Source organism: Falsochrobactrum shanghaiense (genome assembly GCF_003149535.1).
Taxonomy (GTDB): domain Bacteria; phylum Pseudomonadota; class Alphaproteobacteria; order Rhizobiales; family Rhizobiaceae; genus Brucella; species Brucella shanghaiense.
The window spans coordinates 22,860-35,164 of record NZ_QGDB01000005.1 but is presented as its reverse complement, the minus strand read 5'-3'; the positions used below and the strand labels follow the sequence as shown (position 1 = coordinate 35,164).

The following is a 12,305-nucleotide window of genomic DNA, read 5'->3' as shown; positions in this document are numbered from 1 at the left end:
CCGGTCTGCGCTAAAGATCGAAACGGGGCAGATTCCCAATCTAAGGAGAGTGGATAGATGAGTGAATATCTCGCGGATGTTCGTCGTTACGATGCAGGCGCTGACGAAGCTGTCGTTGAAAAGATCGTCAAGCATCTGGGCATTGCATTGCGCAATCGTGATTCCTCGCTCGTTTCGGCAACCGATCCTGAGGAATTGAAGCGCGTTCGCACGAACTGGGTGGCCAAGAAGCTCGGCATTGCTGACGAAGCCAAGGGCGATGAAGTCGTCGCGCATGTGGCGGAAGTCATGAAGGGCGATCGCAACAAGGGTCGCGTCACCTTCTATTATCTCGTCGCCAAGCAGCTCGGCAAGCTGGGCGATCTCTGACCCTCATTCCTTTGGGGACTACCGAACCTCGGTGCCGCCTGCGCCGGGGTTTTCTTTATAATGACGACAGACGAATCGGCCTGAAAGTTTTCCAATGCGCAGCTATCTCGATCTTCTCCAGCATGTGCTCGACAATGGTGTCGACCGTGACGACCGCACGGGTACGGGCACGCGCTCGGTATTCGGCTATCAGATGCGCTTTGATCTCGCAGAGGGCTTTCCCGTCCTTACGACGAAGAAACTGCATCTGCGTTCGATCATCCATGAATTGCTGTGGTTCCTGAAGGGCGACACCAACATCGCCTATCTGAAGGAAAACGGTGTTTCGATCTGGGATGAATGGGCGGACGAGAACGGCGATCTGGGACCGGTCTATGGCTATCAGTGGCGCTCATGGCCCGCACCGGACGGACGGCACATCGACCAGATTGCCTCACTTTTGAAGATGTTGCGCGAAAATCCTAATTCGCGGCGGCTGATCGTATCGGCGTGGAACCCGGCGCTGGTCGATGAGATGGCATTGCCGCCGTGCCATTGCCTGTTTCAGTTCCATGTGTCCGAAGGCAGGCTTTCCTGCCAGCTCTATCAGCGCTCGGCGGATATATTTCTGGGTGTTCCGTTCAATATCGCGTCTTATGCCTTGCTGACGATGATGATTGCACAGGTGAGCGGATTGGAGCCGGGCGATTTCGTTCATACGTTTGGCGATGCCCATATCTATTCGAACCATTTCGAGCAGGCGCGGCTGCAACTGACACGCACACCAAAAAAACTGCCTGTCATGCATATCAATCCCGATGTGAAAGACCTCTTTGCCTTCCGTTATGAGGATTTCCGACTGGAGGGATACGAAGCCGATCCCACAATCAAGGCGCCGATCGCGGTGTAAATTCATGATTTCTGACAAGCCGGTTGTATCCATCATCGCTGCTGCTGCCGAAAACAATGTTATCGGACGCGATAATGACATGCCGTGGCGCCTTTCCAGCGATCTCAAGCGCTTCAAGGCGCTCACGCTTGGCAAGCCGGTCATCATGGGGCGCAGGACGTGGGAATCCCTTGGCCGGCCCTTGCCTGGGCGCGCGAACATCGTGATTACGCAGAACAGGGATTTCGCGGCGGAAGGCGCGCTGATCGTGCATTCTCTTGCGCAGGCGCTCGATCTTGCAAATGAGCTTGCGCGGGAAAGCGGAAGCGATGAAATCTTCATCATCGGCGGCGGCAAGATTTATACACAGGCGCTGCCTCTGGCAGACAGGATATATCTGACACGCGTTCTGGCGCAGGTCGAGGGGGACACGTATTTCCCGCAAATCGATTCGACGCATTGGCGGGCCGTGTCGAGCGAAAACGTGCCGGCCGGTGAAAAAGACAGCTACCCGACCCGCTATATTCAGTATCAACGGCAAACAGGGTAAAATAAGCGCAACAAATTCGCCGCATTGCGTTGAAAGCGGCCCTCGCGATGCCTATAAAACGGAAACATTAATTGATGACGGGAGGTGGGTCTTGCTTTCCGTCTCCGGACGAGAGGTGAGGATGCCCTGGAGTAATCAAAATGGCGGCGGCGGCCCATGGGGCGGTGGTGGCGATAATAATAATGGCGGAAATAATAATGGCGGGCCCTGGGGGCAGGGGCCGAAGGGACCGCGCGGCGGTGGACAGAACACTCCGCCCGATCTTGAAGATATTCTCCGCAAAGGCCAGGACCGTCTCAAGCAGGTTTTCCCCGGCGGCGGTGGCGGAAAGGGCAGCAGCAACAAACCGATCTATTTTCTGATAGGCGCTGCCGTCTTGGGCTTCTGGCTTTTCCAGTCGATCTATACCGTGCAGCCGGATGAACTGGCGGTGGAGCTGCGCTTCGGCAAGCCGAAGGACGAAGTCTCCGAGCCGGGTCTGCATTTCCATTGGTGGCCGATCGAAACCTATGAAAAGGCGCAGATCGTCGAAAAACAGGTCAATATCGGCGGGCAGGGCTCGCGCACCGATGCACGCGGTCTCATGCTGACAGGGGACCAGAATATCGTCAATGTTCAGTTCTCCGTGCTCTATCGCGTTTCCGATCCAAAAGCCTACCTGTTCAATGTCGACAATCCCGACGCCATGGTGCAGCAGGTTTCAGAGAGCGCGATCCGTGAGATCGTCGGCCGCAGGCCCGCACAGGATATTTTCCGGGACAATCGTTCGGCAATCGCTGAAAGTGTGAGGGACATTGTTCAGGCTTCGCTCGACAATTATCAAGCCGGTATCCAGATCAATGCCGTTTCCATCGAGGATGCAGCTCCCCCGCGCGAAGTGGCTGATGCCTTTGATGAAGTGCAGCGCGCCGAGCAGGACGAAGACCGCTTCGTCGAAGAATCCAATCAGTATTCCAACCAGCGGCTGGGTCAGGCGCGCGGTGAGGCAGCCCAGCTTCGTGAAGAGGCTGCGGCATATAAAAACCGCGTCGTACAGGAAGCCGAAGGTGAGGCGCAGCGTTTCGATTCAGTTCGCAGCGAATATGTGAAAGCACCGGAAGTCACCCGCAACCGTCTCTTCCTTGAGACGATGGAAGATGTCCTGAAAAGCACCAAGAAAGTTATCGTGGAGCCGGGAAAAGAAATCGTGCCTTATCTGCCCTTGAATGAACTTACGCGTCCGCAGGCACCGCGGACGGGTGCGCCGACAACAGGCACGAGCGCGCCGGCTACAACGACCATTGGCGGAGGTAACCAATAATGGCTCAGAACAGGCTTCCGATCATTGGCGGTATTGTCGCTGTCGTTATTCTGCTGATCTATTCCTCGATTTTCATCGTTAACGAACGCCAGCAGGCAATCGTGATGCGCTTTGGCCAGATCGTGGATGTGAAAACCGATCCCGGCATCTATTTCAAACTGCCTTTCGGCTTCCTCGATGCCGATACGGTGCAGATGATAGATGACCGTCTGCTGCGCTTTGATCTCGATGATATTCGCGTGCAGGTTTCGGGCGGCAAGTTCTACGACGTGGATGCATTCCTGGTCTATCGCATCACGGATGCGCGCAAATTCCGCCAGACGGTTTCGGGCAGCACGCTTCTGGCCGAGCAGCGGCTGCGTACGCGTCTGGATGCGGCGCTGCGTAGCGTTTACGGCCAGCGCGGATTTGAAGCGGCGCTTTCGGAAGAACGCGGCGACATGATGCGCGAAGTGGCGAACCAGCTTCGCCCGGATGCAACCTCGCTGGGCTTGACCATCACTGATGTTCGCATTCGCCGCACGGATCTGACCGCGGAAGTTTCGCAGCAGACCTATGACCGCATGAAAGCTGAACGTCTGGCGGAAGCCGAGCGCTTGCGCGCACGCGGGCGTGAAGCGGCGCAGCGCATCCGTGCGGTCGCCGACCGTCAGGTTGTCGAGACGCTGGCGGAGGCACGCAAGGAATCTGAAATCCTTCGTGGTGAAGGCGAGGCGCAGCGCAGTGAAATCTTCGCGCAGTCAGCATCCAAGGATCCGGGTTTCTTCGCATTCTACCGGTCGATGGCCGCTTATCGCGAAGCACTGCAAACGCCCGATACAGCGCTGGTTCTCTCGCCGGACTCGGAGTTCTTCAAGTTCTTCCGTGATGCGGGTGGCAAGCTTGCGACGCCTTCCCGGTAAAGGAGATCATCGCGAATGAGCGATTTTCTGGCCGCCGTAGGACTTCTCTTCGTCTTTGAAGGGCTGCTCTACGGCGGCTTTCCGTTGTTGGCGAGAAAGCTTGCGCGCGAAGCAAGCGAGGCCCCCGAAAGCATGTTGCGGATCGCGGGGATTGCAGCGCTTGCAATCGGAGTGGGGCTTGTATGGCTTGCCAGGGGATAAGGGCAGATTTCCGTTATATTTTCACCGCTGACCTATGCGGAGCCGCAAACAGGCCGTATTTTGCAGTGATCCAGTTTTCTGGATATTACCGAAGGCAGAAAGAACGGAGCAGGGCTTTATGGCAATTGCACCCAAGGCGGGATTGACGCGCACTCTATTGGCAACCATTGCTCTGGGAATGATCAATATTGGCGGCGCGCCCGGCGCCATGGCGCAAACGGCCTTGCAGGAGCAGGGGCAGAGCCAGGAATCGGCGCAGAAGGGACCGGCATCAGTCGCCGATCTTGCAGAGGGGCTGCTTGATTCCGTCGTCAATATTTCCACATCGCAAACCGTCAAGGATGACGAGAACGATGATGGCGGCGTGCAGATGCCGAAGGTGCCGGAAGGCTCGCCCTTTCAGGAGTTCTTCAAAGATTTTTTCAACGATAAGGACGGCGGGCAGGGAGCCGAATCGCGCAAGGTGCAATCGCTCGGTTCCGGCTTCGTCATCGATGCCGAAAAAGGCTTTCTCGTCACCAATAATCACGTCATCGCCGATGCCGACGAGATCGAGGTGAATTTCGTCGACGGTTCCAAGCTCAGAGCGGAACTGGTCGGCAAGGATATTAAAACCGATCTTGCCGTGCTGAAAGTCGATCCGAGCAAGCACAAGCTCAAGGCGGTGCAATTTGGTAATTCCGAGAAGGCGCGCATCGGTGACTGGGTGCTGGCGATCGGCAATCCGTTCGGTCTTGGCGGAACGGTAACGGCGGGCATCATTTCGGCGCGCAAGCGCGATATTCAATCCGGCCCCTATGATGATTTCATCCAGACGGATGCGGCGATCAATCGTGGCAATTCCGGCGGTCCACTCTTCGATATGGACGGCAAGGTGATTGGTATCAATACGGCGATCTATTCGCCTTCGGGCGGCTCGATCGGTATCGGTTTTGCGATTCCCGCTGAAATGGCGGTCGGTGTCATCGATCAACTCAAGCAGTTTGGTGAGGTTCGTCGTGGCTGGCTTGGTGTGCGCATTCAGCCGGTGACGGAAGATATTGCGCAAAGTCTTGGTCTGAAAGAGGCCAAAGGTGCGCTGATCGCCGGTCTGATTGAAAATTCCGGCGTGGATAATAAGGCCATTGAAGCGGGCGATGTCGTGATCCGCTATGATGGCAAGCCCGTGGAACGCGCTCGCGATCTGCCGCGTCTGGTGGCCGAAAGCGCCGTCGGCGACGAGGTGGAAATCGTCGTTATCCGCGAGGGCGAGGAAAAGACGGTGAAGGTCAAGCTTGGACGGCTTGTCGAGGATGACAAGAGCGGCGATCAGGCCATCGAAGACCAGATCCCCGCACCCGATATGGACGACAGCGAAGAGGGGCAGGAATTGCCCGACGCACCTTCGACACAGCAGCCCGATACGACCAATCCCGCCCCGGCTCCTTCGGTTCTGGGCATGCGCCTGGGCGAAATCAGCGATGAGATTCGCGGCGAGTTCGGCATTGCCGAAGATGTCGAGGGTGTGGCGGTGCTTTATGTTGCGCCCAGTTCGGCGGCAGGTGAAAAGCGCATCGAAATCGGCGACGTGATCGTCGATATTAATCAGGCCGTGGTCAAGACGCCGGACGATGTGAAGAAGCGTATCGATGCATTGCGTCGTGAAGGGCGCAAGAACGCGCTTCTCATGCTCGCCTCGCGCTCCGGCGAGCTGCGCTTCGTGACAATCCGCATCGACTGAGTTTTAAATCCAACACAGGGAAATGGAAAGTTTCCCTGTGTTTTGAATCCTTTATGTCGCTTTTCTGCGAATGTGATTCAGGTGGAAATTAGAGCGGCTCCCTTTATCATCAGGCCGCTCCAATTCTTTGTTTGGTCGCATTATCCGGACGCAAAACCGCTACGCAGTTTTGCTGGAAATGCTCTATTCGACGAAATCAGACTTGCGATAGCCTTGAATATAGAGAAGCGCTGTCAGGTCGCCGTGGTCTATGCGCAGCTTGGCTTGCGCAGCGACGGCGGGTTTGGCATGGAGCGCCACGCCGGTTCCGGCAAGCTGGAGCATCCCCAGATCGTTTGCGCCGTCGCCCACGGCGATGGCATCCTGGGGCGTCAGACCGAGGCGGTCGGCTATTTCGACCAGTTTTTCAACTTTCGCCTCGCGTCCGAGAATCGGCTCGCTGACCTCGCCAGTCAGGTGAGTTCCATCATCCAGCAGCAAATTGGCGCGGTTTTCATTAAAGCCGATCATTTCGGCAATGCGCTGCGTGAAAGAGGTGAAGCCGCCGGAAACAAGCGCTGTATAGGAGCCGTGCTTGCGCATGGTGCGGACAAGTTCCGGTCCGCCGGGCATCAGCGAAATGCGCGTCGAGATGACCTTGTCGATTACCGAAAGCGGCAGGCCCTTGAGCAAGGCCACACGCTCACGCAAGGCTGGCTCGAAAGCGATCTCGCCGTTCATGGCGCGCGCCGTGATCGTCGAGACCTGCTCGCGCAGGCCTGCTTCCTCGGCCAGTTCATCGATGCATTCCTGCTGGATCATGGTCGAGTCCATATCCGCGATCAGAATTTTCTTGCGCCGACTGTCCTGCTCCTGCACCACGACATCGATGGGTGCATTGTCGAGGGTGGTGCGCAGCGCGCTGTCTGCTTCCTGCGCGCTGATGCCGGAGGGAAGCGGGATGTCGCAGGCAATGCCGTCGGCCAGCCAGTAAAGTCCGGTTGCATTCACTGCTGCCGAGGCTTTAATCCCAAGCGATGGAACAAGCGCTGCCTTGGCCGGATTCGCGATCAGTGTGGCAATGAGAGAGACAGGTCGGGACATGAGGAGCATTTCCTGCGATGAGTGAACATGCGGTGAAGGATGCAATCCTGATAGCTGGCCCGACGGCTAGCGGCAAGTCGGCTCTTGCTCTTCATCTGGCGGAGAAGGTGGGCGGCTTCATCGTCAACAGCGATTCCATGCAGGTCTATGATGTGCTCGATCTTCTGACGGCGCGGCCATCGATGGATGATCTTCGCAAGGCTGATCACTATCTCTACGGTCATGTGCCGCCTTCGGTTTCCTATTCCACCGGCAAATGGTTTGCGGATGTGGAAGCACTTCTATCGCGCCCCGAGCTTGAAGGCCGGGTGCCGATCTTTGTCGGCGGTACGGGGCTTTATTTTCGTGCACTGTTGGGCGGACTGTCACAGATGCCGGAAGTGCCCGCTGATTTGCGTCAGCACTGGCGGCGGCGGATGGAAGATGAAGGGCCGGAAGCTCTTCATGCGGCATTGCAACAGCGCGATCCGGCGATTGCGCAAACACTGCGCCCTACCGACAGCCAACGTATCGTGCGCGCGCTTGAAGTTTTCGAGGCGACGGGGAAATCCCTGCTTGACTGGCAGCAGGCGAAGGGCAAGCCGCTGGTCGACGATAAAACGGCACGCAAGATCGTGCTTCTGCCAGACCGCGGCTGGTTGGGGCAGCGTATCGCCCAACGTTTCGATCTTATGTGGGATCGCGGTGCGATTGATGAGGTTCGCGCTTTACTGGCGCTGAATCTCGATCGGGCATTGCCTGCCATGAAGGCAATCGGCGTGCGCGAGATTTCAGCTTTTCTGGATGGCGCCATGTCGCGTGAAGAAGCCATCGAGCGCGCTGTCATTGCAACGCGCCAATATGCCAAACGGCAGTCAACATGGTTCCGCAACCAGCTTGATGAAAGCTGGAAATTGTTTTCTTCTGGCGAGGATGTTTTGTCAGGGCAATAAAGTTGTTCTTTATGGCATCTGGCTAAAAGAAAATATCGCAATGTGTGCATTTATGCGTTGACGACATGGTCTGCTGTGATTAGTCTTCCGCCCATGAACAGAACAGCTCTTATTCTTGTGGTACGAACGCGCATGGGCAGGATGGTGTAACCATCCGGCGAAAGCTCCCATGCGCGAAAGACAGGCTCCCTCGGGGGCCTTTTTTGTTATCAAAACACCAACGACATTGAATATGTAAAGCAGACGGGAAGTAACGACGATGACGGCAGCAAAAGGCGAGGCGGCGACAATGTCCGCAGGGCAACGCGAAATGACCGGCGCGGAAATGGTGGTTCAGGCCATGATCGATCATGGCGTGGAGCATATTTTCGGCTATCCCGGCGGGGCCGTGCTGCCGATCTATGACGAGCTTTTCCAGCAGGACAAGGTTCAGCATATTCTGGTTCGTCATGAGCAGGGTGCGGGACATGCTGCCGAAGGCTATGCACGCTCGACCGGCAAGGTCGGGGTCATGCTGGTCACGTCCGGCCCCGGTGCGACCAATGCGGTAACGCCCTTGCAGGACGCGCTGATGGACTCGATCCCGCTGGTCTGCATCTCCGGGCAGGTTCCCACAACGCTGATTGGTTCGGATGGTTTTCAGGAAGCCGATACGGTCGGCATTACGCGCCCCTGCACCAAGCATAACTGGCTGGTCCGCAGCATCGATGATCTGTCGCGCATCCTGCATGAAGCCTTTCATATCGCCTCGACGGGCCGACCGGGGCCGGTTCTGGTCGATATTCCCAAGGACATCCAGTTTGCAACGGGCATCTATACGCCGCCGCAGACCACACCGCGGACCAGCTATCGCCCGACGCTGGAAGGGGACAAGAACGCGATTTCGCAAGCTGTCGAATTGCTGCTGTCCGCTAAAAAACCGGTAATCTATTCGGGCGGTGGCGTCATCAATTCCGGGCCTGCGGCAACGAAATTGCTGCGCGAACTGGTTGAAATCAGCAATTTCCCGATCACCTCGACATTGATGGGACTTGGTGCCTACCCGGCATCGGGCAAGAACTGGCTCGGCATGCTGGGCATGCACGGCACCTATGAGGCCAATATGACCATGCATGATTGCGATGTCATGCTGTGCATAGGTGCGCGTTTCGACGACCGTATCACCGGACGCCTCAATGCATTTTCGCCGCATTCGCGCAAAATTCATATCGACATTGATCCTTCGTCAATCAACAAGAATGTTCGCGTCGATGTGCCGATCATCGGTGATGTTGCCCATGTTCTGGAAGATATTGTCCGCCAGTTCCGCGCAGCCGAAAAGAAGCCGGAAAAGCAGGCGATTGCCGCATGGTGGGAGCAGATCGACCGCTGGCGCTCGCGCAATTCTCTGGCCTATACGCCGAATAAAGACGTCATCATGCCGCAATATGCTTTGCAGCGGCTCAATGATCTGACCAAGGGACACGATACCTATATCACCACCGAGGTTGGCCAGCATCAGATGTGGGCGGCGCAGTTCTTCGATTTCGAAGCGCCAAACCGCTGGATGACATCGGGCGGTCTGGGCACCATGGGTTATGGGCTGCCAGCGGCTTTGGGCGTTCAGATTGCGCACCCCGATGCGCTGGTCATCGATATTGCGGGCGATGCTTCGATCCAGATGTGCATTCAGGAAATGTCGGCGGCTATCCAGTATAATGCACCGATAAAGATTTTCATCCTGAACAATCAATATATGGGCATGGTGCGGCAATGGCAGCAATTGCTGCACGGCAACCGCCTGTCGCACTCCTATACTGAGGCTATGCCGGACTTCGTCAAGCTGGCGGAAGCCTATGGCGCGCATGGCATTCGTTGCGACAAGCCTGCCCAACTCGATGATGCCATCATGGAAATGATCGAGGTGAAGAAGCCGGTGATCTTTGATTGCCGTGTCGCCAATCTTGCCAACTGCTTCCCGATGATCCCGTCCGGCAAGGCACATAATGAAATGCTGCTGCCCGACGAGGCGACGGATGAAGCTGTCGCCAATGCCATCGACGCCAAGGGCCGCGCGCTCGTCTGATCCGGAGAAAGAAAATGAACGCACAAAATCTAGCATCCGGCTCGGCATATTTTATTGCAGCCGATACGCAAACGCCGGAAACGCATACGCTTTCGGTACTCGTCGATAACGAGCCGGGCGTTCTCGCCCGTGTCATCGGACTGTTTTCAGGCCGCGGTTACAATATTGAAAGCCTGACGGTTTCAGAAACCGAGCATGAGCAGCATCTGTCGCGCATCACGATTGTTACGCGCGGCACGCCAAGCGTGCTCGATCAGATTCGCCATCAGCTTGAGCGAATCGTGCCAGTACACCGCGTTGTCGATATGACGCATCGCGCTGTCGAACTGGGGCATGAACGCCCGATCGAGCGGGAGCTGGCACTGATTAAAGTGGCGGGCAAGGGCGAGGCGCGTGCGGAAACATTGCGTCTGGCCGATGCATTCAATGCCAAGATCGTCGATGCGACGGTAGAGCATTTTATCATCGAGTTTACCGGCAAGACGACAAAGATTGATCAGTTCATCACCTTGATGAAGCCGCTGGGGCTGGTGGAAGTCTGCCGCACCGGCGTCGCTGCAATGAATCGCGGGCCGCAAGGGCTATGATCCGTTCGGACCGGCCAGCCTATGTTGACCGGTCCCTGATCTCGTGATCGCGCGTTTGCAGCTTTTGCTGCAATAATCTTCACTCTTTGTTCACCTTGCCCTTGCTCTTGTCGGGCGAATCCTGTCTGAACAGGGCATGCAGTTTTCACCCGAGCAGGAACAGGCTTTAAAGGCAGTCGGAAAATGGCTGAAGGAAGGGCGCTCCCCGATCTTCAGGCTGTTTGGCTATGCGGGAACGGGCAAGACCACGCTTGCGCGCCATTTTGCCGAGCATGTGGATGGTGACGTTCAATTCGCAGCTTTCACCGGAAAGGCCGCGCAGGTTCTGCGTTCCAAGGGCGCGAGCAATGCGCGCACGCTTCACTCATTGATCTATCGCCCGCGCGGCGAAGAAGCGATCGAGGACGAAACCACCGGCAAGACGTCGATTGCGCCGACCTTTTCGCTCAACCGACAGAGCCCTGTCGCCAAGGCCGCGCTGATCGTCGTCGATGAATGTTCCATGGTCGATGAGCAGCTGGGGCGTGACCTGATGACATTCGGTACCCCTATTCTGGTGCTGGGCGATCCGGGGCAGTTGCCGCCGATTTCAGGCGGAGGTTTCTTCACCGAGCATGAGCCGGATTTCCTGCTCACCGAAATTCACCGGCAGGCGCGCGACAATCCGATTATCCGCATGGCGCTGGATGTTCGTGAGGGCAGGGAACTTCAATATGGCGATGAAGGTCGGGCCAAGGTCATTTCGCGCCATGAGGTGACGCAGGAACTGGTTCTTGCCGCCGATCAGGTGCTGGTCGGCACCAACCGGACGCGCAAGCGCTATAATCAGCGTCTGCGCGAGCTCAAGGGTTTCAATGCGGATTATCCGCAGGCGGGTGACAAGCTTGTCTGCCTGCGCAACGATCCGGCCAAGGGGCTGCTCAATGGTTCGCTCTGGAAAGTGATGACGTCCTCCAAGGAAACGGTCAAACCTGGTATCAATCTGCTGGTTTCGCCGGAAGACGAGGATCGCGGTGTCGCCAAGATCAAACTGCTCAAGGCGCAGTTTGAAAATCCGGATGCCGATATTCCATGGCAAACCAAAAAGCGTTTCGACGATTTCGATTATGGCTATGCCTTGACCGTGCATAAGGCGCAGGGTTCGCAGTGGGACAATGTCGTTTTGTTCGACGAGAGCTTTGCTTTTCGCGATACGCGCGAGCGTTGGCTTTATACGGCGATCACCCGCGCTGCCGAACAATTGACCGTCGTGAAATAATCACGGTTCCTCCGGCGTCGCGTCGAGCCATTTCCAGGCCTCTTTTTCTTCGCTTTCCTCGAATGTACGCATTTCGATTGAAAGGAAGGGCTGCATGAGGCGAATGCTGGCCTGCATCCAGAAAGGGCCGCCAACAATGGCATATCGGCGCAGGTGCTTGAGAGATTTGGCGCGCATGCTCAGCATATTCTCGGAAAAAGCCGCTCCCCAATCCATGCCATCATAGCCGTTCAGGCGGATCAGCAGGTCGATTTTTTCGTGGGTATCATAGGCGGCCTCAAGCAATCCATACAGGTTTTCAAGAGAGGCATCATTCAGATGGCCCTCGACTGCAAAGGCAAACAGGTCATCGCGTTCAGTTGGAATGCGGCGGATGACAGGAACGCTCTCGTTGCGCATATGGACCTCCAGTTTATGAACGTCTTGTCGGGTTCGATAAAACGTTCGGGACCGTACAAAGTTGCGAAAAC

Annotated in this window: 13 protein-coding genes; 11 read left to right on the top strand and 2 right to left on the bottom strand. The window is 56.6% G+C overall.

Annotated features, from left to right (window positions below):
• The first annotated feature begins 57 nt into the window (after positions 1–57).
• The 7 genes from DKP76_RS13080 (at position 58) to DKP76_RS13050 (ending at position 5,910) form a co-directional block, all read left to right on the top strand.
• A complete protein-coding gene (locus DKP76_RS13080) occupies positions 58–369 on the top strand; it encodes a DUF2853 family protein (RefSeq protein WP_109707259.1) in 312 nt (103 codons plus the stop codon).
• Positions 370–463: 94 nt separating this feature from the next.
• Positions 464–1,258 (top strand): thymidylate synthase, encoded by a 795-nt coding sequence (locus DKP76_RS13075; protein WP_109707258.1) that lies wholly within the window; start codon positions 464–466, stop codon positions 1,256–1,258.
• A 4-nt stretch (positions 1,259–1,262) separates the two neighbouring features.
• Positions 1,263–1,787: a dihydrofolate reductase gene (locus DKP76_RS13070; RefSeq protein ID WP_109707257.1), complete on the top strand. Its 525-nt coding sequence runs from the start codon at positions 1,263–1,265 to the stop codon at positions 1,785–1,787.
• 121 nt (positions 1,788–1,908) lie between these two features.
• Positions 1,909–3,087 (top strand): FtsH protease activity modulator HflK, encoded by a 1,179-nt coding sequence (gene hflK / locus DKP76_RS13065; RefSeq protein WP_109707256.1) that lies wholly within the window; start codon positions 1,909–1,911, stop codon positions 3,085–3,087.
• Positions 3,087–3,989 (top strand): protease modulator HflC, encoded by a 903-nt coding sequence (gene hflC / locus DKP76_RS13060; protein WP_109707255.1) that lies wholly within the window; start codon positions 3,087–3,089, stop codon positions 3,987–3,989. Before hflK ends, hflC begins: the two co-directional genes overlap by 1 nt.
• A 15-nt stretch (positions 3,990–4,004) precedes the next feature.
• Complete coding sequence (locus tag DKP76_RS13055; RefSeq protein WP_109707254.1) at positions 4,005–4,190, top strand: DUF2065 domain-containing protein; 186 nt, start codon at positions 4,005–4,007, stop codon at positions 4,188–4,190.
• A gap of 208 nt (positions 4,191–4,398) precedes the next feature.
• Positions 4,399–5,910, top strand: coding sequence for a Do family serine endopeptidase (locus tag DKP76_RS13050; RefSeq protein WP_425349406.1), 1,512 nt, complete (start codon positions 4,399–4,401; stop codon positions 5,908–5,910).
• Between the two features lie 183 nt (positions 5,911–6,093).
• On the opposite strand, the gene serB is transcribed toward DKP76_RS13050, so the two are convergent.
• On the bottom strand, positions 6,094–6,993 hold the full coding sequence (serB, locus tag DKP76_RS13045; RefSeq protein WP_109707252.1) for a phosphoserine phosphatase SerB: 900 nt from the start codon (positions 6,991–6,993) through the stop codon (positions 6,094–6,096).
• Positions 6,994–7,010: 17 nt separating this feature from the next.
• On the opposite strand from serB, the gene miaA reads away from it, so the two are divergent.
• The 4 genes from miaA to DKP76_RS13020 all read left to right on the top strand — a co-directional run bounded on the left by miaA (position 7,011) and on the right by DKP76_RS13020 (position 11,835).
• Complete coding sequence (miaA, locus tag DKP76_RS13040) at positions 7,011–7,925, top strand: tRNA (adenosine(37)-N6)-dimethylallyltransferase MiaA (RefSeq protein ID WP_109707251.1); 915 nt, start codon at positions 7,011–7,013, stop codon at positions 7,923–7,925.
• Positions 7,926–8,184: 259 nt separating this feature from the next.
• Positions 8,185–9,990: an acetolactate synthase 3 large subunit gene (locus tag DKP76_RS13030; protein ID WP_109707249.1), complete on the top strand. Its 1,806-nt coding sequence runs from the start codon at positions 8,185–8,187 to the stop codon at positions 9,988–9,990.
• 14 nt (positions 9,991–10,004) lie between these two features.
• Complete coding sequence (gene ilvN, locus DKP76_RS13025) at positions 10,005–10,577, top strand: acetolactate synthase small subunit (protein WP_109707248.1); 573 nt, start codon at positions 10,005–10,007, stop codon at positions 10,575–10,577.
• Between the two features lie 136 nt (positions 10,578–10,713).
• Positions 10,714–11,835, top strand: a complete 1,122-nt coding sequence (locus DKP76_RS13020; protein ID WP_109707247.1) for an ATP-dependent DNA helicase — start codon at positions 10,714–10,716, stop codon at positions 11,833–11,835.
• Here the strand turns inward: DKP76_RS13020 and DKP76_RS13015 are convergent, their stop codons facing one another.
• Positions 11,836–12,234 (bottom strand): SpoIIAA family protein, encoded by a 399-nt coding sequence (locus tag DKP76_RS13015; RefSeq protein WP_109707246.1) that lies wholly within the window; start codon positions 12,232–12,234, stop codon positions 11,836–11,838.
• Between the last annotated feature and the right edge of the window lie 71 nt (positions 12,235–12,305).